Genomic DNA, 23,515 nt, shown 5'->3' on the forward strand with positions numbered 1-23,515 from the left:
GATATTTGCTCTTTAAAAATCTGGATCAAGCTGAAAATTGAAACGACACACATGTTATGTGTGTTCGAGTCTCTCAAATTTTCGCAAACCGGTGATGAATCGAAAGAAACATCTTCGGGTTGTGAGGTTAAGCGACTAAGCGTACACGGTGGATGCCCTGGCAGTCAGAGGCGATGAAGGACGTGCTAATCTGCGAAAAGCGCCGGCGAGGTGATATGAACCTTTGACCCGGCGATGTCCGAATGGGGAAACCCAGTGTGTTCCGACACACTATCGTTAACTGAATACATAGGTTAACGAGGCGAACCGGGGGAACTGAAACATCTAAGTACCCCGAGGAAAAGAAATCAACCGAGATTCCCCCAGTAGCGGCGAGCGAACGGGGAGCAGCCCAGAGTCTGAATCAGCTTGTGTGTTAGTGGAAGCGTCTGGAAAGTCGCACGGTACAGGGTGAAAGTCCCGTACACGAAAGCACACAGGCTGTGAACTCGAAGAGTAGGGCGGGACACGTGGTATCCTGTCTGAATATGGGGGGACCATCCTCCAAGGCTAAATACTCCTGACTGACCGATAGTGAACCAGTACCGTGAGGGAAAGGCGAAAAGAACCCCGGCGAGGGGAGTGAAAAAGAACCTGAAACCGTGTACGTACAAGCAGTGGGAGCCTCTTTTATGGGGTGACTGCGTACCTTTTGTATAATGGGTCAGCGACTTATATTCTGTAGCAAGGTTAACCGTATAGGGGAGCCGAAGGGAAACCGAGTCTTAACTGGGCGTTAAGTTGCAGGGTATAGACCCGAAACCCGGTGATCTAGCCATGGGCAGGTTGAAGGTTGGGTAACACTAACTGGAGGACCGAACCGACTAATGTTGAAAAATTAGCGGATGACTTGTGGCTGGGGGTGAAAGGCCAATCAAACCGGGAGATAGCTGGTTCTCCCCGAAAGCTATTTAGGTAGCGCCTCGTGAACTCATCTTCGGGGGTAGAGCACTGTTTCGGCTAGGGGGCCATCCCGGCTTACCAACCCGATGCAAACTACGAATACCGAAGAATGTTATCACGGGAGACACACGGCGGGTGCTAACGTCCGTCGTGAAGAGGGAAACAACCCAGACCGCCAGCTAAGGTCCCAAAGTCATGGTTAAGTGGGAAACGATGTGGGAAGGCACAGACAGCCAGGATGTTGGCTTAGAAGCAGCCATCATTTAAAGAAAGCGTAATAGCTCACTGGTCGAGTCGGCCTGCGCGGAAGATGTAACGGGGCTAAACCATGCACCGAAGCTGCGGCAGCGACGCTTATGCGTTGTTGGGTAGGGGAGCGTTCTGTAAGCCGTTGAAGGTGTCCTGTGAGGGGTGCTGGAGGTATCAGAAGTGCGAATGCTGACATAAGTAACGATAAAGCGGGTGAAAAGCCCGCTCGCCGGAAGACCAAGGGTTCCTGTCCAACGTTAATCGGGGCAGGGTGAGTCGACCCCTAAGGCGAGGCCGAAAGGCGTAGTCGATGGGAAACAGGTTAATATTCCTGTACTTGGTGTTACTGCGAAGGGGGGACGGAGAAGGCTATGTTAGCCGGGCGACGGTTGTCCCGGTTTAAGCATGTAGGCGGAGGTTCCAGGTAAATCCGGTTCCTTGTTAACGCTGAGGTGTGATGACGAGGCACTACGGTGCTGAAGTAACAAATGCCCTGCTTCCAGGAAAAGCCTCTAAGCATCAGGTAACATCAAATCGTACCCCAAACCGACACAGGTGGTCAGGTAGAGAATACCAAGGCGCTTGAGAGAACTCGGGTGAAGGAACTAGGCAAAATGGTGCCGTAACTTCGGGAGAAGGCACGCTGATATGTAGGTGAAGCCCCTGCGGGTGGAGCTGAAATCAGTCGAAGATACCAGCTGGCTGCAACTGTTTATTAAAAACACAGCACTGTGCAAACACGAAAGTGGACGTATACGGTGTGACGCCTGCCCGGTGCCGGAAGGTTAATTGATGGGGTTAGCGGTAACGCGAAGCTCTTGATCGAAGCCCCGGTAAACGGCGGCCGTAACTATAACGGTCCTAAGGTAGCGAAATTCCTTGTCGGGTAAGTTCCGACCTGCACGAATGGCGTAATGATGGCCAGGCTGTCTCCACCCGAGACTCAGTGAAATTGAACTCGCTGTGAAGATGCAGTGTACCCGCGGCAAGACGGAAAGACCCCGTGAACCTTTACTATAGCTTGACACTGAACACTGGTCCTTGATGTGTAGGATAGGTGGGAGGCTTTGAAGCGTGGACGCCAGTCTGCGTGGAGCCAACCTTGAAATACCACCCTTTAATGGCTGGTGTTCTAACGTAGACCCGTAATCCGGGTTGCGGACAGTGTCTGGTGGGTAGTTTGACTGGGGCGGTCTCCTCCCAAAGAGTAACGGAGGAGCACGAAGGTTAGCTAATCCTGGTCGGACATCAGGAGGTTAGTGCAATGGCATAAGCTAGCTTGACTGCGAGAGTGACGGCTCGAGCAGGTGCGAAAGCAGGTCATAGTGATCCGGTGGTTCTGAATGGAAGGGCCATCGCTCAACGGATAAAAGGTACTCCGGGGATAACAGGCTGATACCGCCCAAGAGTTCATATCGACGGCGGTGTTTGGCACCTCGATGTCGGCTCATCACATCCTGGGGCTGAAGTAGGTCCCAAGGGTATGGCTGTTCGCCATTTAAAGTGGTACGCGAGCTGGGTTTAGAACGTCGTGAGACAGTTCGGTCCCTATCTGCCGTGGGCGCTGGAGAATTGAGGGGGGCTGCTCCTAGTACGAGAGGACCGGAGTGGACGCATCACTGGTGTTCGGGTTGTCATGCCAATGGCACTGCCCGGTAGCTAAATGCGGAAGAGATAAGTGCTGAAAGCATCTAAGCACGAAACTTGCCCCGAGATGAGTTCTCCCTGAGACTTTAAGTCTCCTGAAGGAACGTTGAAGACTACGACGTTGATAGGTCGGGTGTGTAAGCGCAGCGATGCGTTGAGCTAACCGATACTAATGAACCGTGAGGCTTAACCTTACAACGCCGAAGATGTTTTGGCGATGAGAGACGATTTTCAGCTGATACAGATAACAGAATTTGCCTGGCGGCTTTAGCGCGGTGGTCCCACCTGACCCCATGCCGAACTCAGAAGTGAAACGCCGTAGCGCCGATGGTAGTGTGGGGTCTCCCCATGTGAGAGTAGGGAACTGCCAGGCATCAATTAAAAGAACCCCGTACCGTATGGTGCGGGGTTTTTTGCTTTGGGGCGCGAAATACACATCTGAATTCCCCAAAGAGTGCCGCCAGACAAGGCGAAGCCACGATACGGTAACCCCAAACACCATCATCTCCCTTCAGGATCCCCCAAACACTTCAGATCAGTACGGAATTTAGCGTGCACAGGACCACTTTAAGCGCCATGAAATACTGCAGGAACAGGTTTACGAGGATGTGACCAGAGAGTGGTTACAGGAGAGTTCATCAGACGCAGAAAAGCAAAAACCCAGCCATAGGCTGGGTTCTTTAAATAGTGGTGCCCGGACTCGGAATCGAACCAAGGACACGGGGATTTTCAATCCCCTGCTCTACCGACTGAGCTATCCGGGCAACGGAGCGCATTAAACCGCAATCGCGCCTGATCGTCAACACTATTTCGGGAAAAGCCGTTCAACTGCTTAACTTTGCGGCAATCTGACGGTTTACGCGCCGAACAGGTCAAATTCTTCAGACAGATTACGTCAGCGCACCACCCATACGACACTGCGCAAAACGCAGGATATCTTCGGCCAGACGGTGTGCTGTATCCACATCGGCCTGGCTACGGTTTACCAGCATGCGGCTCAGGCAACCTTCCAGTACCAGCTCCATCTGCTTAGCGACCATCGCCGGGTCATCCACTTCGAGCGTGGTCAGCAGTTCGTGCGTGAAATCATGCGCCGCCCGCTTTTGCTGATCCGCCAGTTGATGGATAGGATGGCCGGGGTCAGGGTAAAAGGTGCAGGCGGCAATAAACAGGCAACCCGGATAACGGTTGTTGCTTACGCATTCACTCAGGGCGGTATAACGCGCCAGCAGCTTTTGCTCCGCAGTCAGTTCTTCATTTAACATCAGCTGTCTGCGCCAGACATCAACCTGCTGGCTGAGATAACGCAGGGCATCGTAAAGCAGCGCCTCTTTATCCGGCCAGAAGCGCATGAGTTCATCCAGAGGATAATCAATACGGTCGGCTACCATCTCAAGCGTGGTGCTGGCGATCCCTTGAATCTCAAGTAATTGCAGGGCTTGTCCCAGTACGTCTTCGCGTTGCACGGTTATCTCCTCCGTTATTCCCAACGGTTTGTCCCGTTTCAAGTGTTGTTTACGGTTGGCGATTGCGCAAATGCGCGCTGAATGCCGTCGCGTCCATAAACCCGGTTACACGCTGTGCGGGCTGCTCCTGGCCCTGTTCATTGAAGAACAGAATGGTTGGCAGACCCAGCACGTTAAGTTGCTTCAGCAGTGCCTTATCCGCTGTACTGTTGGCGGTGACGTTCGCCTGGAGCAGAACCGTCTCTTTCAGTGCACTTTGCACCTGCGGATCGCTAAACGTGTACTTTTCAAATTCTTTACAGGCGACACACCAGTCCGCATACAGATCCAGCATGACCGGTTTGCCTTTCGCCTGTGCCAGCGCGCTGTTGAGTTCATCCACGTTCTTTATCTGGATGAAGTTCAAATGCGTCTGCGTTTGTCCCGCGGGTGTGCCAAATGCCCAGTCCTGCAGTGGCCGTACGCTCACCAGCGCGGCGGCGAGCAGGAGGATTTGCACCAGACGCATCCACGGCTTTTTCGCTGCCAGGCTTGTGATAAACGCCCAACAGAAGAAGGCAACACCGAGCATTGCCCACAGGCGCATCCCCCAGACGTCGCCGATAATACGCTCGAGCAAGAACACCGGCAGCGCCAGAATGACAAAACCAAACGCGGTTTTCACCGTCTCCATCCACGGGCCGCTCTTGGGCAGCAGACGGTTGCCAAATACCGTTACCAGAATCAATGGCAGACCCATTCCCAGCGCGTAGAGATACAACGTACCACCGCCGAGCCACATGTTACCGCTCTGGGCAATATACAGCAGGATTGCGCTCAGTGGCGCGGTAGTGCACGGTGAGCAAATCAACCCGGCGATGGCACCCATCACGAACACGCCGCCCGGGGAGCCACCCTGCTGACGGTTACTCATCAGCGTTAAGCGAGTCTGCAACGCGGACGGCAGCTGTAAGCTGAACAAACCAAACATCGACAGCGCCAGCAGAATAAATACGATCGACAGGCCAGCCAGCACATAAGGGTGCTGAAGTGCAGCCTGGAACTGCAGTCCGGCAGCAGCAACCACGAGGCCCAGTGCGGTGTAGGTCAACGCCATACCCTGCACGTAGATAAAGGCCAGCAGCAGGGCGCGTGTGGTTGAAAGACGTTGCTTGCCGCCGAGGACAATCCCGGAGATAAGCGGATACATGGGCAGCACGCACGGCGTGAAGGCGATGCCGATACCAATCAGTAAAGCCCACAAGGCGGAGAAGGGCAGTGCTGTGTGACCGTCGTCCTTCATTCCGGCGCTCTCATCTGCGGGAGGCGCAGGCATACTGTCGGCCGCTTTAACTTCGCTCAGCGGAATGACTTTGGTTTCCGGCGGATAGCAGAAGCCCGCGTCGGCACAGCCCTGATACGTGACGGTCACGGTGGCGCCTTTATCGGCCTGATTGACCGCCACGGGCACGCTTAACCGCTGGCGATAGATTTCACTTTTGCCGAAAAACTCGTCTTCATGCCACTCGCCCGCAGGCATCTGAAGTGGGCCTACCTTTGCCTGAGCAGGCGTGATGCTGACCTGCTTGCGATAGAGGTAATACCCCTCTTTTATCTGCCAGGTAAGATTCAGGTCATGCTGATCTTGTTGAAAATCGAAAACAAATGCCTGGTCGGCAGAAATAACGTTCGAACGGCCGGGAGCGTCAAATAACCCGGCAAAAACTGATGTGCTGCACAGCAGCAGGATCAGCGTAAGGAAGCGTTGAGCCATGAGAGATAATCGTTGTCGCCGTGGACCACTGGCAATACCAGCAGTTCGGGGGTTTGATAAGGATGATGAGATTTGAGGCAGTCCAGGAGTGCCTGCTGGTTCGCCAGATTGGTTTTGAGCAACATCTGGACTTCGTACTCCTGCTCCAGTTTACCTTCCCAGTAGTAAAGGGAGGTGGCGCCAGGAAGGAGCGTCACGCAGGCTGCCAGTTTTTCGGCCAGCACTTTGGCGGCGAGATCCTGGGCAGAGGCTTCATCAGGGGCGGTACAAAGGACAACAACAGCATCAGGCGTGTTCACAAGTCGACCTCCTCATCACGAAAGTCTTCACTATATCACGCAAGGCTATTGGTCATTAATGAAACGGGCCGCAGAGCGGCCCGTTTTTAACTATTTTTACAACCCATCATTGTTTACAGCACGATGCCGCCAATGATAAAGCCGAGGATCACGCACAGCGAGATAGCCACCACGCCCGGGATCAGGAACGCATGGTTAAACACGTACTTACCGATGCGAGTCGAGCCAGTGTCATCCATCTCAACCGCCGCCAGCAGGGTTGGGTAGGTGGGTAAAACGAACAGTGCAGAAACGGCAGCAAACGAGGCAATAGCCGTCAGCGGGGTAACACCCAGCATCAGCGCCGCAGGCATCAGGGCTTTGGTGGTGGCCGCCTGAGAGTAAAGCAGGGTTGCGGCAAAGAACAGCACCACAGCCAGGAGCCACGGATAGTTGTGCAGCAGGTCGCCCGCAACGGTCTGGATATCGCTGATGTGAGCTTTCACGAAGGTATCACCAAGCCAGGCCACACCCAGTACACACACGCAGGCGCTCATACCGGATTTAAAGGTGCTGGCGTTGAGCACTTCGCTGGTGTCGATTTTACAGGTGATGCTGATCAGCGTAGCGATAGTCAGCATGAATACCACAATCGCTTCGTTACGCGGCAGGACCGGGTTTTGGATCAGACCCACGGTGTCACTGATGGCGGTTGCGTAGAACATGACCGCAACGATACCGATCAGGAACAGCAAGACAGAGCGTTTTGCATGCGGCTTCAGTTCGAAGACCTGGCTACCACGCAGTTTCACTTCACCTTTTGCCAGACGCTCCTGATAAACCGGATCGTCTTTCAGTTCGGCGCCGAGGAAGTTACACAGCACGGCGGTGATCATCACTGCAATCAGCGTCACCGGAATACAGATGGCCAGCAGCGTCAGGTAACTCACGCCCATAGGCTCAAGGATACCGGCGAAGAAGACCACCGCAGCGGAGATAGGTGATGCGGTAATCGCAATCTGGGACGCGACCACGGCAATCGAGAGTGGACGAGACGGACGGATGCCCTGCTCTTTCGCCACTTCGGTAATGACCGGCAGCGTGGAGAAGGCGGTGTGGCCAGTACCGGCGAGAATGGTCATAAACCACGTCACCAGCGGGGCAAGGAAGGTAATGTATTTTGGATGGCGGCGTAACATACGCTCCGCCAGGCTCACCAGGTAGTCCATACCGCCTGCCACCTGCATGGCTGCGATAGCGGCAATAACCGCCATGATGATTTCGATAACGTCAAAAGGGATTGCGCCGGGTTTAATCTGAAAGATAAGGGTAAGTACGAGCACCCCGAGACCGCCGGCAAAACCAATGCCGATACCCCCGAGTCTTGCTCCCAAATAAATCGCCAACAGGACGATGACGAGTTCTGCTCCAAACATAAGGACCTGCCTTGCTTATTAACAAGTTGATATTGAATTGTTGTATTTTGGTAACGCCTATAAAGAAAAAAGGCACGTCACAAGTGACGTGCCTTAAGGAAGCCTAGCCTGAACTGCTACTGTTCGCTTTCATCGGTATATCGTTTCGCTTTGTATGCCGGGTGCATCAGGTTCTGGGCCGAGAAGATATCGTCCAGCTCGGCTTCGGTCAACAGTCCACGCTCCAGAACGACTTCACGCACGCTCTTACCTGTTTCGGCGCAAATCTTACCGACGATGTCGCCGTTATGGTGGCCGATGAACGGGTTGAGGTAGGTGACGATGCCGATGGAGTTGTAGACATACCCTTCACAAACTTCTTTGTTTGCGGTGATGCCGTTAACGCATTTCTCCAGCAGGTTATAGCAGGCGTTGGTCAGAATGTGGATGGATTCAAACATTGCCTGGCCGATGACCGGCTCCATGACGTTCAGCTGCAGCTGGCCAGCTTCAGAGGCCATGGTCACGGTTGTATCGTTACCGATGACTTTAAAGCAGACCTGGTTCACCACTTCTGGCACTACCGGGTTCACTTTCGCCGGCATGATGGACGAACCGGCCTGCAGCTCTGGCAGGTTGATTTCATTCAGGCCAGCGCGCGGACCGGAAGAGAGCAAGCGCAGGTCATTACAGATTTTGGAGAGTTTCACCGCCAGACGTTTCAGGGCGCTGTGAACCATAACGTACGCGCCGCAGTCGGAGGTGGCTTCAATCAGATCTTCCGCAGGCACAACCGGCAGGTTAGAGACTTCAGCCAGCTTCTGTACCGCCAGCTGCTGGTAACCGTCCGGCGTATTCAGACGTGTGCCGATGGCGGTTGCGCCCAGGTTCACTTCCAGCAGCAGCTCGGAGGTGCGCAGCAGGTTTTTAGTTTCTTCGTTAAGCAGCACGTTAAACGCGTGGAATTCCTGACCGAGGGTCATCGGAACCGCGTCCTGCAGCTGGGTACGACCCATTTTCAGGATGTCCTGGAACTCAACGGCTTTGCGCTGGAAGCCATCACCCAGCTGATTAATGGCGTCCACCAGTTTCACCACGGAGGCATACACCGCGATACGGAAGCCGGTTGGGTAGGCGTCGTTAGTGGACTGACATTTATTAACGTGGTCGTTCGGATTCAAATACTGGTATTCACCTTTCTGATGACCCATCAGCTCCAGGCCGATGTTTGCCAGTACTTCGTTGGTGTTCATGTTAACGGAGGTGCCCGCGCCGCCCTGATAGACATCGACCGGGAACTGATCCATGCATTTGCCGTTGTTCAGCACTTCATCGCAGGCAGCGATAATCGCATTTGCCGCGCTTTTCGGAATGGTTTGCAGCTCTTTATTGGCCAGTGCTGCGGCTTTTTTCACCATCACCATGCCACGTACAAATTCAGGGATGTCGCTGATTTTGTTGTTGCTGATGTAGAAGTTTTCAATCGCTCTCAGAGTGTGAACACCATAGTAGGCATCCGCTGGAACTTCCCTGGTACCCAACAAGTCTTCTTCGATACGAATGTTGTTTAACATGTGAACCTTCTTTTCAAGCTGCCGATGGATTGTACTAAACACACAGTATTTATGTGGTTTTGAATATTTTCTGACCGACGATTATTCCCTCAATCAGCCAGATGTTCGAGATCATATGCTGATGATAGCGAATTGCCGTAATCTGGATCACTTATTATCGACCCGATTCCATGATAATTATTAATCTGTGAAATGAGTCACCGCTTTAAAATTTCCAGAAAAAATATCCGTGCAAACCGATTGAATTTTGGCTAACCGTCACCATTTCTTACAGACGCGTTTCGCGAACACATTCAGACAGGGGCCTGAGGGCACCTGCCACACAGGAGATGCCAGTGCGCTGGGTACCATTTATTGCTTTCTTTCTCTATGTTTACATCGAGATTTCAATTTTTATCCAGGTCGCCCATGTACTGGGTGTCCTGTTAACGCTGATTCTGGTGATTTTCACTTCGGTGATCGGCATGTCGCTGGTGCGTAATCAGGGTTTCAAAAATTTCCTGATAATGCAGCAGAAGATGGCCGCAGGCGAAAGCCCGGCCGCAGAGATGATCAAAAGCGTCTCGCTGATTATTGCTGGCTTGCTGCTGATCCTGCCGGGGTTCTTCACCGACTTCCTCGGCCTGCTGCTGCTTCTGCCACCGGTGCAAAAACACCTGACCATGAAGCTACTGCCGCATCTGCGTTTTAGCCGTATGCCGGGCGGTGGATTCAGTACAGGGCCGGGGGATACTTTCGAAGGGGAGTATCAGCGTAAAGATGAACAGCGCGACCGTTTAGACCATAAAGACGATCGGTAAAAGAGGCCAGGCCCGGTAAGCGAATCGCTACCGGGCGTTGTTTTACAGGGTGCCGCGTTTCGGTAAAAACAGCCACAGCCCCGCCAGCATGCTAATCGCATACAGGCTTTTCCACCCCACCATCGCCATCAACAGCAGGCAAAGCACGCCACCAACCACTGCCAGCGCTTTATAGCGACCTTTCAGCAGACGACAACCCGCCAGCATGCACAGCAGGTAGATCATGATGAAAATCCCGTTGGCGTACACGATCAGGGCATCAAGATTGATATTCAGCCCGTAAATACATAGCGAACTCAAGACGCAGCAGCCCAGCACGGTATTAAGCGCATTCAACGGCAGCTGACGTTTAGACAGGTGCGCAAGGCGGCTCTCTGGTTTATCAAGCGCCTGCGACCACACCAGACGCGCAAAGCTCTGGATGTAGATATTGAGGCTGGCGAAACAAGCCAGATAGCCAATAACACAGGCGACCCACAGCGCTTTCAGACCAAACAGTTGCACCACAATGCCCGGCAGCGAGGCAGCGGCCGCTTTATCCGCGGCGAACGCGTTGAAATGCAGTACCAGCACGGTACAGGCCCAGTAAACGGTACCTGCTAACAGCAGGCCAATCATCAGGGCGCGCGGGAAATCCCGTTCCGGTTGTTTAAACTCAGAGGCCAGATGGGCGAACGCCTCCAGCCCGACAAAACACCAGAACATTACCGATAGCGCAGCGAACAGCTGCGAATGGTTGACCTCACTTACCGCGGGGAAGGGGATCTCCTTCAGCGTAATATCCCCTTTCCACCAGATGGCGACAATGAGGGCCACAATCAGTATTGCAACGACGGTTTGCAGGTTGGCACTCGAGCTGGCACCCCGTGAGCCGACCCACCAGACGATGGCCAGCGTACCCAGCTCGGCCAGCAGCAGTTGCTCGTTATGCCAGCCAAACAGCGCCTGGCCAAAACCGGTCGCGATATGCAACGCTGCCGGTAGACCGACCGGAATAACAGAAAGAAACAGCCAGCCGGTGACCCGCTCCAGTCGCGGACCAAACGCCATACCGACAAAGTGCGCTACGCCGCCCGCGCTGGGGAAATGCCGTCCGAGGATGGCAAACACGACCGCGACCGGAAACACCAGCACAATCAGCACTGGCCACGCCCACAGGCTATTATTGCCGGCCACCAGAGCTGCCAGCGCGGGTACCGCAAACACACCCGTACCTAACAAGGAGGTCGACAGCAGACCCACGCCCTGCGCCAGTCCCAACTCCTGTTTTAGTCCACTCATTGACATCGCCCTGCCACGATCAAAAGAGAGGCGATGGTAACACTTTCGCAAATTTTTTTTCGTCTGCCCCTTGAAGGGGGAAAAAGCTATCCCCATCTCTCAGGGCACTAGTCGGAAAACCGCGTGCGGACCGGCGTCATCCATAACTGATAATGACTTTCTCAAAGGAGAGCTATCAATGAGTATTCGTCCGTTACATGATCGTGTGATCGTCAAACGTAAAGAAGTTGAAACCAAGTCTGCTGGCGGCATCGTTCTGACTGGTTCTGCAGCAGCAAAATCAACGCGTGGCGAAATCATCGCTGTCGGTAAGGGCCGCATTCTGGAAAACGGAACTGTGCAGCCACTGGACGTTAAAGTTGGTGACATCGTAATTTTCAACGATGGCTACGGCGTGAAATCCGAGAAGATCGACAATGAAGAAGTGTTGATCATGTCCGAAAGCGACATTCTGGCAATTGTTGAAGCGTAATTTTACGCACGAGAATTTGAGGAAATAAGAACATGGCAGCTAAAGACGTAAAATTCGGTAACGACGCTCGTGTAAAAATGCTCCGCGGCGTAAACGTACTGGCAGATGCAGTTAAAGTGACCCTGGGCCCGAAAGGCCGTAATGTAGTGCTGGATAAATCCTTCGGCGCGCCAACCATCACTAAAGACGGTGTTTCAGTAGCACGTGAAATCGAGCTGGAAGACAAGTTCGAAAACATGGGCGCGCAGATGGTGAAAGAAGTTGCCTCTAAAGCGAACGACGCTGCAGGCGACGGTACCACCACCGCAACCGTACTGGCACAGGCTATCATCACCGAAGGTCTGAAAGCCGTTGCTGCGGGTATGAACCCAATGGATCTGAAGCGCGGTATCGACAAAGCGGTTACTGCGGCGGTTGAAGAGCTGAAAGCGCTGTCCGTTCCATGCTCCGACTCTAAAGCGATTGCTCAGGTTGGTACTATCTCCGCTAACTCCGACGAAACCGTAGGTAAACTGATCGCGGAAGCGATGGACAAAGTCGGTAAAGAAGGCGTGATCACCGTTGAAGACGGTACCGGTCTGGAAGACGAACTGGACGTGGTTGAAGGTATGCAGTTCGACCGCGGTTACCTGTCCCCATACTTCATCAACAAGCCAGAAACGGGCGCTGTTGAGCTGGAAAGCCCATTCATCCTGCTGGCTGATAAGAAAATCTCCAACATCCGTGAAATGCTGCCAGTGCTGGAAGCCGTTGCGAAAGCAGGCAAGCCGCTGGTTATCATTGCTGAAGACGTTGAAGGTGAAGCACTGGCGACCCTGGTGGTTAACACCATGCGTGGCATCGTGAAAGTGGCTGCGGTTAAAGCACCTGGCTTCGGCGACCGCCGTAAAGCGATGCTGCAGGATATCGCTACCCTGACTGGCGGTACCGTAATCTCTGAAGAGATCGGTATGGAGCTGGAAAAAGCGACCCTGGAAGACCTGGGCCAGGCTAAACGCGTTGTGATCAACAAAGACACCACCACCATCATCGATGGCGTGGGTGAAGAAGCGGCTATTCAGGGCCGTGTTGCTCAGATCCGTAAGCAGATTGAAGAAGCAACCTCTGATTACGACCGTGAAAAACTGCAGGAGCGCGTAGCGAAACTGGCAGGCGGCGTGGCAGTAATCAAAGTGGGCGCGGCAACTGAAGTTGAAATGAAAGAGAAGAAAGCACGCGTTGACGATGCTCTGCACGCGACCCGTGCAGCAGTAGAAGAAGGCGTGGTAGCTGGTGGTGGTGTCGCGCTGGTGCGTGTTGCCGCTAAACTGGCTGGCCTGACTGCTCAGAACGAAGATCAGAACGTGGGTATCAAAGTTGCGCTGCGCGCAATGGAAGCACCACTGCGTCAGATCGTTTCCAACGCCGGTGAAGAGCCATCCGTGGTTGCGAACATGGTGAAAGCGGGCGAAGGTAACTACGGTTACAACGCTGCAACTGAAGAATACGGCAACATGATCGACTTCGGTATCCTGGATCCAACCAAAGTGACCCGTTCTGCACTGCAGTACGCGGCCTCTGTAGCGGGTCTGATGATCACTACCGAGTGCATGGTGACCGACATGCCTAAAGGCGACGCACCTGACTTAGGTGCTGCGGGTATGGGCGGCATGGGTGGTATGGGCGGCATGATGTAATCGTGCGCTTTACCGCTTAGAATGAGAAAAACCCCCGGGCAGAAATGCTCGGGGGTTTTTCTTTTGGTCATCTTTTTAGTATAAGGTTTACACACGGACAACATCTGCTGTCCAGCTTATTGAAAACGAGGAATAACATGCGCGTAAAAGTCTGTGCAGGGATCGTAGGAGCAGCATTGCTGCTGGCGGGTTGTAGCTCCAGCAATGAGCTGTCTGCTGCAGGTCAGGGCGTTCGCTTTGTTGAAGATAAGCCGGGTAACGAGTGCCAGTTTTTAGGCACGGCAACCGGTGAGCAAAGCAACTGGATGTCGGGTCAGCATGGTGAAGAAGGTGGATCTATGCGCGGTGCCGCTAACGCGCTGCGTAACCAGGCTGCAGAGATGGGTGGCAACGTGATTTATGGTGTGAGCAGCCCGTCGCAAGGGATGTTGTCCAGCTTCGTGCCAACGGCCAGCCAGATGAATGGCCAGGTCTATAAGTGCCCTAACTGATCTACATTGCTGATGGCGCTGCGCCCAACCCCACCGGGCGGATAAGCGTAGCGCCACCTGCCATTATTGTTGCCGCAGTTGCAAATCCAGCGGCGTCTTACTCGGCTCACCGCCAATCTCTCGCGCCAGCTTCGGCACCATATAGCCTGAAACCAGCGTTAACAGTTCGCGCATAATCTGCCGGGCCTCATCATCCGTGACCATGAAATGCGCCGCGCCTTGCACACGATCCAGTACGTGCAGGTAGTAGGGCATCACGCCCGCATCGAATAACGCATTACTGAGCTCCGCCAGAACCCGGGCATTATCATTCACACCGCGCAGCAACACGCTCTGGTTCAACAGCGTCACACCCGCTTTGCGCAGACGCGCCATCGCCGCACGGAATGCCTCGTCGATTTCATTCGCATGGTTGATATGGTTCACCAGCAGAACCTGTAAACGAGACTGCTCAAGGCGAGATACCAGACCGTCCGTAATACGTGCCGGAATAACAATCGGTAAACGGCTGTGGATGCGCAAACGCTTAATGTGTGGAATGGCTTCAAGCTGGGTCAACAGCCAGTCCAGCTCATGATCTTTTGCCATCAGCGGATCGCCACCTGAAAAAATGATCTCATCCAGTTCCGGATGGGCGGCGATATAGTCCAGGGCGACCTGCCAGTTGCGTTTATTACCCTGATTTTCGGCATACGGGAAGTGGCGACGGAAACAATAACGGCAGTTTACCGCGCAGCCGCCTTTCACCAGCAGAAGAGCACGGTTGAGATATTTGTGCAGTAAACCCGGTACCACACTGTTCTGCTCTTCCAGAGGATCGGTGCTGTATCCTGGCGCCGATATAAACTCTTCCTGCGTAGTAAGCGTTTGTTTTAATAATGGATCGTCAGGGTTTCCTTTCTCCATACGGGCAACAAACGCGCGGGGAACACGCAGGGCAAAAAGTCGCTTAGCCTCGCGGCCTGCAAGCAACTCTGGGTGCTGATCGAGGTCTAACAGACGCAGCAATTCATCAGGACTGGTGATTACATCGGCAAGTTGCGATAACCAATCTTCTCTGGACGGGGTGTTTAGGGTTACAATATGCGCCATTTTGTGGCTTAGCTACCAGTTAACAAATTTAGAGGGCCTTATGGCAACGTACTATAGCAACGATTTTCGTGCTGGTCTTAAAATCATGATGGACGGCGAACCGTACGCGGTTGAAGCCAGCGAATTCGTTAAACCAGGTAAAGGCCAGGCATTCGCGCGCGTTAAGCTGCGTCGCCTGCTGACCGGTACCCGTGTTGAGAAAACCTTCAAGTCTACTGACTCCGCTGAAGGCGCTGATGTTGTCGATATGAACCTGACTTACCTGTACAACGACGGTGAGTTCTGGCACTTCATGAACAACGAAACGTTCGAGCAGCTGTCTGCGGATGCTAAAGCGATTGGCGATAGCGAAAAATGGCTGCTGGACCAGGCTGAGTGCATCGTGACCCTGTGGAACGGCCAGCCTATCGCTGTTACCCCACCAAACTTCGTAGAGCTGGAAATCGTTGAAACCGACCCAGGTCTGAAAGGTGATACCGCAGGTACTGGCGGCAAGCCAGCTACCCTGTCCACCGGTGCAGTGGTTAAAGTTCCACTGTTTGTACAGACTGGTGAAGTGATCAAAGTAGATACCCGCTCCGGCGAATACGTATCTCGCGTGAAGTAATTTACGTCAAGACTGAAGGCGCAGCGCCCGCTGCGCCTGTTTTTTGCAGGCAGGGATGATGAACCGTACCGTTAAAATTCTGCTTCTGTTAGCGCTGTCCAGCGCGTTGCTTTCCGGCTGTAACACCACGCGTGGAATGGGGGAAGATATCCAGGATCTCGGCCATATCATTTCTCACGCGGCCAGTTAACCCCGTCTAATTTTCCTAAAAATGCGTCCTTTTCCGTCAAACGACGGGATATTGTCTATTCTTAAGTTGCTATACACAAAACAACTTTGGCTATAAAAGGAAGATATTATGGTTAAGAAGACAATTGCAGCGATCTTTTCAGTCCTGGTACTTTCTTCAGTATTAACAGCCTGTAATACCACGCGTGGCGTTGGTCAGGATATTTCTGAAGGTGGTAGCGCAATCTCTGGTGCGGCAAGTAAAGCACAGCAGTAATTGAATAAACGGTACGGAACCAGACGGGTTTCGTACCGTCAGCTTTCTGATTCCTGCAGGGATAAAAACGGTGAATAACGCGTATCCATATGCAATTTCATGCGGATATTCCGTTTATAGGTATAGACCGTTTTACCGTTAATACTCAGGTGAGCCGCAATTTTCTGATTGCTGGCACCCTCCATCCACAACGTCAGCACTTTCTCCTCCTGGCGCGTCAGCAAAGGCGCGGTTACCTTTGGCTTTTCACTGTTCGCGTGCGAAATTAGTGCGTCTTGGATAACTGTCCCCAGTTGTTCAAGACGGGCATTTTTCAACAGCGATGACCAGACCGGGAATTGCTTCAGCCAGGCGGTCATTTCACTATCCTCACCCGATTGCAGCAAAATAAAGGGCACTCTTTCGCTGGCGTTCAGCAAAGATGAGAGGGACTGAAAGGGATGTACATCTTGTCTGAACCCATGCAGGTCAGCAATAACCAGCGTCGGTTTCCATTGCAGAATGTGCTCTCTGGCGAGGAAAAGATTATTCAGGCCGGTCACAACGACGTTTTCCGGAAATAAACCGGAATGATTGAGCCATGCTTCAAACCCGGTGCGGGTGAAGTGACAACGGTCAATCAAAAGAATTTTGAACATATTATATTCGCAGTCGGCTAGTGGTTTGGCTTCCTGCCATCAGAAAGCACATCATCATAGAGAAGTCGGATGAGTGATAAATGCCTGAACTGCGCGGCATACTGCGGCTATTTCTTGCCTTAACATGTTCAGCACAAAAGGATTGAAAAAAAATCGCACGCTAACCAAAATATGAGGCGTAATCTTTGCCTTGCGGGACGACCCGTAAGCGCTTCCTTCATCGGGGACGGCCCCAACTTGCATTTAAGTTAAGGAGCCTGAAATGTCCTGGATCATTCTTGTTATTGCTGGCCTGCTCGAAGTTGTATGGGCGATAGGTCTGAAGTACACCCACGGTTTTACCCGCCTGACACCCAGCGTTATTACCATCACCGCGATGATTGTGAGTATCGTTTTGCTCTCGTGGGCGATGCGTTCTTTACCGGTGGGGACAGCGTATGCCGTCTGGACGGGAATTGGCGCCGTGGGGGCAGCCATCACGGGGATCCTGCTGTTGGGGGAGTCAGCGAGTCTGGCGCGTATCGCCAGCCTCGCCCTGATTGTGGCCGGTATTATTGGGTTGAAGCTCAGCACCCATTAATGGGGTTGTTCTACCCAGATGAGTTTCGACACATCAAACCCTTGCCGGGTCGCGACGTCCAGCATCTGCTGTTTCATCTCAGGTGAAAGGGTTGGGGTGCGAGAGAGGATCCACAGATAGTTGCGATCCGGCCCGCAGACCAGCGCGTGACGGTACTCTCTGTCGAGCGCGATCACGTTATATCCGCCATAGAACGGGCCGAAGAAGGAGACTTTGAGCGCGGCCCGTCGCGGGTCGCCGGTAAAGTACGCTTGTCCAATCGACTGCTGCCACATTTCACGGTCCGGATTATAGCCCCGATTGATAACCTGAATACCGCCGTCATCCATCGGGCTGTAATTTGCTGTGACCTTCTCTAAACCCCGTTCAAAACGGTGGTCAAGGCGCGCAATTTCATACCATGTTCCAAGAAAACGTTGTGCGTCGAAATTGCTGACAACGGTGACGCCGGGAGGGGGAGTAGGGGAGCTGCAGGCAACCACTAAAAACGCGGCTGTCACTGCGGCGATAACAGGCAAAATGCGCATAGGAGTTTCCTTACTGTTTTTTGTTAAGTGTAGATGACAGCAAGGAAAATGCGGGAATTTTGCAGGCCGGGTGGGCATCAGCATCACCCGGCAAGATTTTACTGCAGAGCGCTCAGAATACGGTATGCCGCTTCCACGCGTGCCGGGTTCGGGTAGCTCTTGTTCGCCAGCATAACGATGCCGAGTTCCTTCTCAGGAATAAATGCCACGTAGCTGCCAAATCCGCCCGTCGAGCCTGTTTTATGTACCCATGACGCTTTTACCGGTGGAGCCGGAGGGTTCACTTCTGCCACGGGCAACGGTGCAAGCGCTACCTTGTTGTCGCTGCCCTCCACCACGGTTTTGGCTTCTACCGGCCAGTTGAGCATCTCCCAGCCCAGGCCCTGGTACATCGAGCCTGTGCGCCAGTAGCGAGACTGTGCAAGCACCATGCCCTGCTTCAGTGAGGCATCCTGTACCCCATCGGGGGCCATGTTAGCCACCACCCAGCTCGCCATATCCTTCACGTTGGTTTTCACGCCATATGCTTCGGCATCGAGCATGCCCGGCGAAACGTGAACCGCTTTACCGTCACGATAACCCCAGGCGTAATGCTGTTCTTCTGCCTTCGGAACGTTAATCCACGTATGGTTCAGGTTAAGCGGCTTCAGGACCCGCTCCGTCATCGCCTGCTCAAAGCGCATGCCAGAAGGTTTCACTGCCAGAGCCCCAAACAGACCGATGCTGGCATTCGCATAAAGACGCGTGGTTCCTGGCGCCCACTGTGGTTGCCAGGACTGGTAAAAACGCAGCAGCGAGGCATTATCGGTAACCTCATCGGGCACCTGTAACGGCAGGCCACCGGCAGTATAGGTTGCCAGGTCCAGCATGCGAACGCCCTGCCACTGTTTGCCGGTCAGTTCAGGCCAGTATTTGGTCACCGGATCGCCCAGCGACATTTCACCGCGAGCAATAGCATCGCCACCCAGAACGCCGGTGAAGGTTTTGCTGATTGAGCCCAGCTCAAACAGCGTTTGTGCAGTGACGGGTGTGTTCGCGGCGACATCGGCCTTGCCGAAGGTGAAGTAGTGCGGCTGGCCCTGATAGATCACGGCGACCGCCATACCCGGAATAGACTGCGCTTTCATCAGGGGCGTAACGGTACGTTCCACGACCTTCGCCAGCTGTGTTTCTGACAGAGGTGCGGCTAATGTAGCGCAGGAGATGCTGAGCAGCAGGGCGCAGCACAGGGATTTTTTCATCATCAGTTATCTTCCGTAATAGCGAGTCAAGGGAGTGTCTGGGCCCGTCAGACATACCCAGTCTGTTGGATTTGACTGTGGCTGACAAACGGTTAAATTTAGCATTAGCTGTTAATTTTTCTAACGGATGGGTCGATGACACGCAGCTATTTACCGCTTAATTCGCTTCGTGCCTTCGAAGCCGCTGCAAGGCACCTCAGTTTTACTAATGCTGCCATTGAGCTGAATGTCACCCATTCAGCCATCAGTCAGCACGTTAAGACGCTGGAACAGCATCTGAACTGTCAGCTGTTTGTCCGGGTTTCGCGCGGATTGATGCTGACGACAGAGGGCGAGAATCTGCTGCCGGTGCTGAACGATTCGTTTGATCGTATCGCCGGCATGCTGGATCGCTTTGCCAGTCATCGCGCGCTGGAGAAGCTTAAAATTGGCGTGGTGGGGACTTTTGCGACCGGGGTGTTGTTCGCGCAGCTGGATGATTTCCGTCGCCGCTATCCGCATATCGATCTGCATCTTTCGACCCATAATAACCGAGTCGATCCGGCCGCCGAAGGGCTTGATTACACGATCCGCTACGGTGGAGGGGCGTGGCATGGCACTGAAGCGACGTTTCTGTGTTCTGCGCCGCTGGCTCCGCTGTGCACGCCTGAAATTGCCGTCGGGCTACAAGCACCGGCGGACATACTAAAATTTACGCTGCTGCGCTCCTACCGACGCGACGAATGGTCGGCGTGGATGCAGGCCGCGGGCGAACTCCCGCCGTCACCAACGCATCGGGTGATGGTGTTTGATTCATCCGTTACCATGCTGGAAGCCGCGCAGGCCGGCGTGGGAATTGCTATCGCGCCTGTGAGTATGTTCACTCATCTGCTGAACAGCGAACGTATCATTCAGCCGTTTGCGACACAGATTGAGCTGGGCAGTTACTGGTTAACCCGATTGCAGTCACGGACAGAAACCCCTGCAATGCGTGAGTTTGCACAGTGGCTGGTGGGGAAAATGCAGAAATGACAGGCCCGCCGGGATGCGGGCCTGATGTATCAGATAGTAACCACGGCAATCAGCGTAACCACCGTCAGGATGGTTGCCAGACCGTAGAACACCCATTTCCCGCTCGGGACATGGATTTTCAGGTCATGCATCGCGTGGTGAATACGGTGCAGGCCACACCACAGCGGCAGGACGATCATCAGGAAGATGAACACACGGCCAATAAAGCTGCTGGCAAAGGCCAGTACTCGCTCGTAACCCAGCGCATCGCCCGGAAACAGCCCCAGTGGCAGCATAATACCGACCAGCAGGATGATGACCGGCGCGATGATGGCGCTCCACATCCCCCCTGCGCCAAACAGTCCCCAGAAGACCGGCTCGTCAGAACGTTTTGGATTTGGATTAATCACAGTAGTCTCCTTACCAGAACAGTGCGACAAACAGAATGACCACAGTGACGAGGGTCGTCACTCCCCATAGCCCTTTAATGACAGGCTCTGGCCCCATTTTCTCGTCTTTAATGATGATGTTCGCCGCTTTTGGCGCCAGTTCAAACCAGGTTTTGGTATGAAGCAGCGCTGCCGCGAGCACAATCAGGTTCAGGATCACGATGATGGGGTTTTGCAGGAAGCCGACAAAGCTGGCCCAGGTTTCAGGGCCATGTTTGAGGGCATAAACGCCGTACATCAGCTCCAGGCTGAACCAGACCGCCGGCACCGCGGTGCCTTCACGCAGCATATAGAAGCGATAAAACGGCAGTTTCTTCCACCAGGTGGACGGCATTGGCCGCACGTAGGCTTTGCGTTTAGTCGTCATTATGCACTCCTTAGCGTGGTTTCAGGGTGGCGATAAGAAAGTCTTTCGAGCTTTCCACTTTACCCTGCTGAATAGCGGCGGCCGGGTCGACGTGCTTCGGACAGACTTCGGAGCAGTAGCCCACAAAAGTACAGCTCCAGACGCCGTTCTGGCTGTTAAGCTGCGCCATACGTTCTTTTTTACCGTGGTCGCGGCTGTCCTCGTTATAGCGGTGCGCCAGGGTAATGGCCGCCGGGCCAATAAACTCTGGATTCAGGCCAAACTGTGGACACGCGGCGTAGCACAGACCACAGTTGATGCAGCCGGAGAACTGATGGTATTTCGCCATCTGAGCTGGCGTCTGGGTGTTCGTCCCCTGATCCGGCGTACGTGGATTGCCGATGATGTACGGCTTAATCGCTTCCAGACTTTCGATAAAGTGGGTCATATCGACCACCAGATCGCGTTCAATCGGGAAGTTACCCAACGCTTCTACTTTGATGCCTTTGGTGTATTCACGCAGGAAAGTTTTACAGGCCAGTTTCGGCACCTTGTTGACCATCATGCCGCAGGAGCCGCAGATTGCCATACGGCACGACCAGCGGTAGCTCAGGTCCGGCGCAAGGTTATCTTTGATATAGCCGAGCGCATCCAGCAGAGAGGTTTGCTCGTCATAAGGGACTTCATAGAATGCGCTGTGCGGTGCGGTGTCCACTTCCGGATTGTAGCGCACCACTTCGATTTTCAGTTTCTGCATCTCAGCCATTCGCCTTCTCCTTCTTCTCGGCGGCTTCTGCTTCTGCGCCATACACGCGTTTAGCCGGTGGCAACGTCGTGATTTTCACGTCGCTGTAGTCCAGACGGGTGGTGCCATCCGCATCGCGCCAGGCGAGAGTGTGTTTCAGGAAATTGACGTCATCACGTTCGGTGCAGCCTTCATCAAGACGCTGATGCGCGCCGCGTGACTCTTTACGTGCCAGCGCAGAGTGCGCCATACATTCCGCCACGTTCAGGCCGTGACCCAACTCGATGGTATAGAGCAGGTCTGTGTTGAACACGCTGGAGGTATCGGTAATGCGCACGCGCTTGAAGCGCTCCTGCAGCTCTGCCAGCTTATCCACGGTTTTTTGCATCAGTTCAGGGGTACGGTAGATACCGCAGCCTTCTTCCATCGACAGGCCCATCTCGTCGCGGATTTTCGACCAGTTTTCATTTCCTTCCTGGTTCACCAGGCTCTTCAGCCGTTTTTCGACGTCAACGACCTGGGCATCCAGCGCCGCGCTGTTCGCCTCGCCGGCGGTGGCAGCACGCTCCATCGCGCGTTCGCCCGCCATGCGGCCAAAGACCACCAGCTCCGCCAGTGAGTTTGACCCCAGACGGTTAGCACCGTGCAGGCCGACAGAGGAGCACTCGCCCACGGCAAACAGCCCTTTAATGCGGGTTTCGCACTGCTGATCGGTTTCGATACCGCCCATGGTGTAGTGGGCCGTTGGACGTACCGGAATCGGCTCTTTCACCGGATCGACGCCAACGTAGGCTTTTGCCAGTTCGCAAATGAACGGCAGACGTTCCAGCAGTTTCTTCTCGCCAAGATGACGCAGGTCGAGGTAGACCACATCGCCGCGTGGCGTGGAGATGGTGTTGCCTTTGCGCCACTCGTGCCAGAAGGCCTGAGATACTTTGTCGCGCGGGCCCAGTTCCATGTATTTGTTTTTCGGCTCGCCGAGCGGGGTTTCCGGGCCCATGCCGTAATCCTGCAGATAGCGGTAGCCATTTTTATTGACCAGGATCCCGCCTTCACCACGGCAGCCTTCCGTCATCAGAATGCCGGAGCCCGGCAGGCCAGTAGGGTGATACTGCACGAACTCCATATCCCGCAGCGGCACGCCGTGGCTAAGCGCCATGCCCATGCCGTCACCGGTGACGATACCGCCGTTGGTGTTGTAGCGGTAAACACGCCCCGCACCGCCGGTAGCCATTACCACTGCGTTGGCGCGGATCTGGACGAGGGTGCCTTCCATCATGTTCATCGCCACCAGACCGCGCGCCTGACCATCATCAACCAGAATGTCGAGGACGAAATGTTCGTCAAAGCGCTGAATCTGTGGGAACTGAAGGGAGGTCTGGAACAGGGTGTGCAACATGTGGAAGCCGGTTTTATCGGCGGCGAACCAGGTGCGTTCGATCTTCATCCCGCCGAAGCGGCGAACGTTGACGCTGCCGTCCGGACGACGGCTCCACGGACATCCCCACTGTTCAAGCTGGGTCATCTCCGTAGGACAATGGTGTACAAAGTAGTCAACGACATCCTGCTCGCAAAGCCAGTCGCCCCCTGCAACCGTGTCGTGGAAATGGTATTCGAAGCTGTCATGATCCTGCGCAACGGCGGCGGATCCTCCTTCTGCGGCAACCGTATGGCTGCGCATCGGATAGACTTTTGAAATCAATGCGATTTTAGCGTTGGGATTAGCTTGTGCTGCAGCAATCGCAGCACGTAATCCAGCCCCGCCAGCGCCTATAACGGCAAGATCGGCTTGAAAAGTTTGCACGACATTC

At 54.0% G+C, this 23,515-nt stretch carries 23 protein-coding genes, 1 tRNA gene and 2 rRNA genes; 11 read left to right on the plus strand and 15 right to left on the minus strand.

Translation table 11 applies throughout. The features are described 5' to 3' along the window. Positions 1 to 125: 125 nt before the first annotated feature. Positions 126 to 3,032, plus strand: a 23S ribosomal RNA gene (locus tag BH714_RS16335). A gap of 63 nt (positions 3,033 to 3,095) precedes the next feature. Then, a 5S ribosomal RNA gene (gene rrf / locus BH714_RS16340) occupies positions 3,096 to 3,211 on the plus strand. Positions 3,212 to 3,526: 315 nt separating this feature from the next. On the opposite strand, the gene BH714_RS16345 is transcribed toward rrf, so the two are convergent. From BH714_RS16345 to aspA, 6 genes are all read right to left on the minus strand, one after another. Further along, positions 3,527 to 3,602: transfer RNA gene (locus BH714_RS16345), tRNA-Phe, on the minus strand. A gap of 126 nt (positions 3,603 to 3,728) precedes the next feature. After that, positions 3,729 to 4,304 carry a transcriptional regulator gene (locus tag BH714_RS16350; protein ID WP_020882970.1) on the minus strand — a complete coding sequence of 192 codons (576 nt, stop codon included), beginning with the start codon at positions 4,302 to 4,304 and terminating at the stop codon, positions 3,729 to 3,731. 49 nt (positions 4,305 to 4,353) lie between these two features. Then, positions 4,354 to 6,057, minus strand: coding sequence for a protein-disulfide reductase DsbD (locus BH714_RS16355; protein ID WP_040018439.1), 1,704 nt, complete (start codon positions 6,055 to 6,057; stop codon positions 4,354 to 4,356). Further along, positions 6,033 to 6,356 (minus strand): divalent cation tolerance protein CutA, encoded by a 324-nt coding sequence (gene cutA, locus BH714_RS16360; protein WP_014168278.1) that lies wholly within the window; start codon positions 6,354 to 6,356, stop codon positions 6,033 to 6,035. The genes BH714_RS16355 and cutA overlap by 25 nt, the downstream gene beginning before the upstream one ends. Positions 6,357 to 6,469: 113 nt before the next feature. After that, entirely contained in the window at positions 6,470 to 7,771 is a 1,302-nt protein-coding gene (locus tag BH714_RS16365; protein WP_006178930.1) for an anaerobic C4-dicarboxylate transporter, read from the minus strand. A gap of 116 nt (positions 7,772 to 7,887) precedes the next feature. Next, on the minus strand, positions 7,888 to 9,324 hold the full coding sequence (gene aspA / locus BH714_RS16370; RefSeq protein ID WP_020882968.1) for an aspartate ammonia-lyase: 1,437 nt from the start codon (positions 9,322 to 9,324) through the stop codon (positions 7,888 to 7,890). A 335-nt stretch (positions 9,325 to 9,659) separates the two neighbouring features. Between aspA and BH714_RS16375 the strand changes: the two genes are divergently transcribed. Beyond that, the gene (locus BH714_RS16375) at positions 9,660 to 10,124 is read left to right on the plus strand and encodes an FxsA family protein (protein WP_020882967.1); all 465 of its coding nucleotides are present in this window, start codon (positions 9,660 to 9,662) and stop codon (positions 10,122 to 10,124) included. 42 nt (positions 10,125 to 10,166) lie between these two features. On the opposite strand, the gene yjeH is transcribed toward BH714_RS16375, so the two are convergent. Next, positions 10,167 to 11,405: an L-methionine/branched-chain amino acid transporter gene (gene yjeH, locus BH714_RS16380; protein WP_040018443.1), complete on the minus strand. Its 1,239-nt coding sequence runs from the start codon at positions 11,403 to 11,405 to the stop codon at positions 10,167 to 10,169. Positions 11,406 to 11,583: 178 nt separating this feature from the next. Between yjeH and BH714_RS16385 the strand changes: the two genes are divergently transcribed. The 3 genes from BH714_RS16385 to BH714_RS16395 all read left to right on the plus strand — a co-directional run bounded on the left by BH714_RS16385 (position 11,584) and on the right by BH714_RS16395 (position 14,044). After that, entirely contained in the window at positions 11,584 to 11,877 is a 294-nt protein-coding gene (locus tag BH714_RS16385) for a co-chaperone GroES (protein WP_003855929.1), read from the plus strand. 32 nt (positions 11,878 to 11,909) lie between these two features. Further along, a complete protein-coding gene (groL, locus tag BH714_RS16390; RefSeq protein WP_014168284.1) occupies positions 11,910 to 13,553 on the plus strand; it encodes a chaperonin GroEL in 1,644 nt (547 codons plus the stop codon). A 137-nt stretch (positions 13,554 to 13,690) separates the two neighbouring features. Next, complete coding sequence (locus BH714_RS16395; protein WP_020882965.1) at positions 13,691 to 14,044, plus strand: DUF4156 domain-containing protein; 354 nt, start codon at positions 13,691 to 13,693, stop codon at positions 14,042 to 14,044. Positions 14,045 to 14,107: 63 nt separating this feature from the next. Here BH714_RS16395 and epmB read toward each other — a convergent pair whose 3' ends face one another. Then, on the minus strand, positions 14,108 to 15,136 hold the full coding sequence (gene epmB / locus BH714_RS16400; RefSeq protein ID WP_040018445.1) for an EF-P beta-lysylation protein EpmB: 1,029 nt from the start codon (positions 15,134 to 15,136) through the stop codon (positions 14,108 to 14,110). 40 nt (positions 15,137 to 15,176) lie between these two features. Here epmB and efp point away from each other — a divergent pair, with 40 nt between their 5' ends. The 3 genes from efp to ecnB all read left to right on the plus strand — a co-directional run bounded on the left by efp (position 15,177) and on the right by ecnB (position 16,188). Continuing rightward, a complete protein-coding gene (gene efp, locus BH714_RS16405) occupies positions 15,177 to 15,743 on the plus strand; it encodes an elongation factor P (protein ID WP_014882207.1) in 567 nt (188 codons plus the stop codon). A 58-nt stretch (positions 15,744 to 15,801) separates the two neighbouring features. Then, entirely contained in the window at positions 15,802 to 15,933 is a 132-nt protein-coding gene (locus BH714_RS16410) for an entericidin A/B family lipoprotein (RefSeq protein WP_025206267.1), read from the plus strand. Positions 15,934 to 16,041: 108 nt separating this feature from the next. Further along, entirely contained in the window at positions 16,042 to 16,188 is a 147-nt protein-coding gene (gene ecnB, locus BH714_RS16415) for a lipoprotein toxin entericidin B (RefSeq protein ID WP_014168289.1), read from the plus strand. A 38-nt stretch (positions 16,189 to 16,226) separates the two neighbouring features. Here ecnB and BH714_RS16420 read toward each other — a convergent pair whose 3' ends face one another. Next, positions 16,227 to 16,826: a LuxR C-terminal-related transcriptional regulator gene (locus BH714_RS16420; protein WP_040018447.1), complete on the minus strand. Its 600-nt coding sequence runs from the start codon at positions 16,824 to 16,826 to the stop codon at positions 16,227 to 16,229. A gap of 262 nt (positions 16,827 to 17,088) precedes the next feature. Here BH714_RS16420 and sugE point away from each other — a divergent pair, with 262 nt between their 5' ends. Continuing rightward, entirely contained in the window at positions 17,089 to 17,406 is a 318-nt protein-coding gene (sugE, locus tag BH714_RS16425; protein ID WP_014168291.1) for a quaternary ammonium compound efflux SMR transporter SugE, read from the plus strand. Here sugE and BH714_RS16430 read toward each other — a convergent pair. Continuing rightward, positions 17,403 to 17,933, minus strand: coding sequence for a lipocalin family protein (locus BH714_RS16430; protein WP_014168292.1), 531 nt, complete (start codon positions 17,931 to 17,933; stop codon positions 17,403 to 17,405). The genes sugE and BH714_RS16430 overlap by 4 nt on opposite strands. Positions 17,934 to 18,031: 98 nt before the next feature. Next, positions 18,032 to 19,177, minus strand: a complete 1,146-nt coding sequence (blaACT, locus tag BH714_RS16435; RefSeq protein ID WP_040018448.1) for an ACT family cephalosporin-hydrolyzing class C beta-lactamase — start codon at positions 19,175 to 19,177, stop codon at positions 18,032 to 18,034. 132 nt (positions 19,178 to 19,309) lie between these two features. Between blaACT and ampR the strand changes: the two genes are divergently transcribed. Then, positions 19,310 to 20,185 carry a LysR family transcriptional regulator AmpR gene (ampR, locus tag BH714_RS16440; protein WP_040018449.1) on the plus strand — a complete coding sequence of 292 codons (876 nt, stop codon included), beginning with the start codon at positions 19,310 to 19,312 and terminating at the stop codon, positions 20,183 to 20,185. A gap of 29 nt (positions 20,186 to 20,214) precedes the next feature. On the opposite strand, the gene frdD is transcribed toward ampR, so the two are convergent. From frdD to frdA, 4 genes are read right to left on the minus strand one after another with little or no spacing between them, the layout of a single operon-like run. Next, on the minus strand, positions 20,215 to 20,574 hold the full coding sequence (gene frdD / locus BH714_RS16445) for a fumarate reductase subunit FrdD (RefSeq protein ID WP_020882959.1): 360 nt from the start codon (positions 20,572 to 20,574) through the stop codon (positions 20,215 to 20,217). 10 nt (positions 20,575 to 20,584) lie between these two features. Next, positions 20,585 to 20,980 carry a fumarate reductase subunit FrdC gene (gene frdC, locus BH714_RS16450; protein WP_040018451.1) on the minus strand — a complete coding sequence of 132 codons (396 nt, stop codon included), beginning with the start codon at positions 20,978 to 20,980 and terminating at the stop codon, positions 20,585 to 20,587. A gap of 10 nt (positions 20,981 to 20,990) precedes the next feature. Continuing rightward, positions 20,991 to 21,725, minus strand: a complete 735-nt coding sequence (gene frdB / locus BH714_RS16455; RefSeq protein WP_020882957.1) for a fumarate reductase iron-sulfur protein — start codon at positions 21,723 to 21,725, stop codon at positions 20,991 to 20,993. Further along, complete coding sequence (gene frdA, locus BH714_RS16460; RefSeq protein WP_040018452.1) at positions 21,718 to 23,508, minus strand: fumarate reductase (quinol) flavoprotein subunit; 1,791 nt, start codon at positions 23,506 to 23,508, stop codon at positions 21,718 to 21,720. The genes frdB and frdA overlap by 8 nt, the downstream gene beginning before the upstream one ends. Positions 23,509 to 23,515: the final 7 nt, after the last annotated feature.

The organism is Enterobacter ludwigii, assembly GCF_001750725.1.
Taxonomy (GTDB): domain Bacteria; phylum Pseudomonadota; class Gammaproteobacteria; order Enterobacterales; family Enterobacteriaceae; genus Enterobacter; species Enterobacter ludwigii.

What these genes read in the sequence shown, in the direction of transcription:
- BH714_RS16355 (WP_040018439.1), bottom strand. Translation starts at nt 6,057, where the DNA reads ATGGCTCAACGCTTCCTTACGCTGATCCTGCTGCTGTGCAGCACATCA.
- BH714_RS16365 (WP_006178930.1), bottom strand. Translation starts at nt 7,771, where the DNA reads ATGTTTGGAGCAGAACTCGTCATCGTCCTGTTGGCGATTTATTTGGGA.
- aspA (WP_020882968.1), bottom strand. Translation starts at nt 9,324, where the DNA reads ATGTTAAACAACATTCGTATCGAAGAAGACTTGTTGGGTACCAGGGAA.
- yjeH (WP_040018443.1), bottom strand. Translation starts at nt 11,405, where the DNA reads ATGAGTGGACTAAAACAGGAGTTGGGACTGGCGCAGGGCGTGGGTCTG.
- BH714_RS16385 (WP_003855929.1), top strand. Translation starts at nt 11,584, where the DNA reads ATGAGTATTCGTCCGTTACATGATCGTGTGATCGTCAAACGTAAAGAA.
- groL (WP_014168284.1), top strand. Translation starts at nt 11,910, where the DNA reads ATGGCAGCTAAAGACGTAAAATTCGGTAACGACGCTCGTGTAAAAATG.
- BH714_RS16395 (WP_020882965.1), top strand. Translation starts at nt 13,691, where the DNA reads ATGCGCGTAAAAGTCTGTGCAGGGATCGTAGGAGCAGCATTGCTGCTG.
- epmB (WP_040018445.1), bottom strand. Translation starts at nt 15,136, where the DNA reads ATGGCGCATATTGTAACCCTAAACACCCCGTCCAGAGAAGATTGGTTA.
- efp (WP_014882207.1), top strand. Translation starts at nt 15,177, where the DNA reads ATGGCAACGTACTATAGCAACGATTTTCGTGCTGGTCTTAAAATCATG.
- BH714_RS16410 (WP_025206267.1), top strand. Translation starts at nt 15,802, where the DNA reads ATGAACCGTACCGTTAAAATTCTGCTTCTGTTAGCGCTGTCCAGCGCG.
- ecnB (WP_014168289.1), top strand. Translation starts at nt 16,042, where the DNA reads ATGGTTAAGAAGACAATTGCAGCGATCTTTTCAGTCCTGGTACTTTCT.
- BH714_RS16420 (WP_040018447.1), bottom strand. Translation starts at nt 16,826, where the DNA reads ATGTTCAAAATTCTTTTGATTGACCGTTGTCACTTCACCCGCACCGGG.
- sugE (WP_014168291.1), top strand. Translation starts at nt 17,089, where the DNA reads ATGTCCTGGATCATTCTTGTTATTGCTGGCCTGCTCGAAGTTGTATGG.
- BH714_RS16430 (WP_014168292.1), bottom strand. Translation starts at nt 17,933, where the DNA reads ATGCGCATTTTGCCTGTTATCGCCGCAGTGACAGCCGCGTTTTTAGTG.
- blaACT (WP_040018448.1), bottom strand. Translation starts at nt 19,177, where the DNA reads ATGATGAAAAAATCCCTGTGCTGCGCCCTGCTGCTCAGCATCTCCTGC.
- ampR (WP_040018449.1), top strand. Translation starts at nt 19,310, where the DNA reads ATGACACGCAGCTATTTACCGCTTAATTCGCTTCGTGCCTTCGAAGCC.
- frdC (WP_040018451.1), bottom strand. Translation starts at nt 20,980, where the DNA reads ATGACGACTAAACGCAAAGCCTACGTGCGGCCAATGCCGTCCACCTGG.
- frdB (WP_020882957.1), bottom strand. Translation starts at nt 21,725, where the DNA reads ATGGCTGAGATGCAGAAACTGAAAATCGAAGTGGTGCGCTACAATCCG.